Raw genomic sequence first — 701 nt, 5'->3', positions numbered from 1 at the left:
GTGTATGCATCACATTGTTTCGCACGAATTCGATTACATTTTGATTTTATCCGGCGATCAATTGTACCAGATGGACTTTAAGGATATGATTGAAAAACATATTGAAGCCAATGCAGAAATTACCATTGCCACTATTCCGGTAACGGCAAAAGATGCAACAGATTTTGGTATTTTAAAGGCTGATGATGAAAACATGATTACGTCTTTTATCGAAAAGCCTAAAACAGGTTTAGAAGACTGGGTTTCGGATACAGGTGAAGAAATGCAGGGCGAAGGACGTAATTTCCTAGCTTCGATGGGTATTTACGTTTTCAACCGCGAGTACCTGATCAATATCTTAAATGAGAACGAAGAAGAAAAGGATTTTGGCAAAGAGATTTTGCCTAGAGCAATTTCTCAGAGCAGGGTTTTAAGCTTTCAGTACGAAGGCTATTGGACTGATATTGGAAATATTTCATCTTTTTTTGAAGCTAATCTGGGCTTAACGGATGAAATTCCTAAATTTAATATGTTCGATAGCAATCATGCTATTTTCACCAGGGCGCGGATGTTGCCTCCTTCAAAAATTTCGGGTACCACTTTGGATAAAACGATTATTGCTGAAGGCTGTATTATTCAGGCTAGCAAAGTAGAACATGCTGTTTTGGGGATCAGATCAAGGATTGGAAAGGATACAGTTATTACCAATGCTTACATTATGG

1 protein-coding gene is annotated in these 701 nt (G+C 37.9%); it reads left to right on the top strand.

The window, feature by feature from the left end; all coding sequences use genetic code 11:
* The coding region (locus tag AC1DND_RS28920; protein WP_477586420.1) for a sugar phosphate nucleotidyltransferase at positions 1–701 on the top strand (701 nt) is incomplete at both ends.

The sequence above is a fragment of the Pedobacter sp. 01N416 genome (assembly GCF_056399685.1).
The sequence above is the reverse complement of the archived record's forward strand: the minus strand, read 5'-3'. Positions and strand labels throughout refer to the sequence as shown.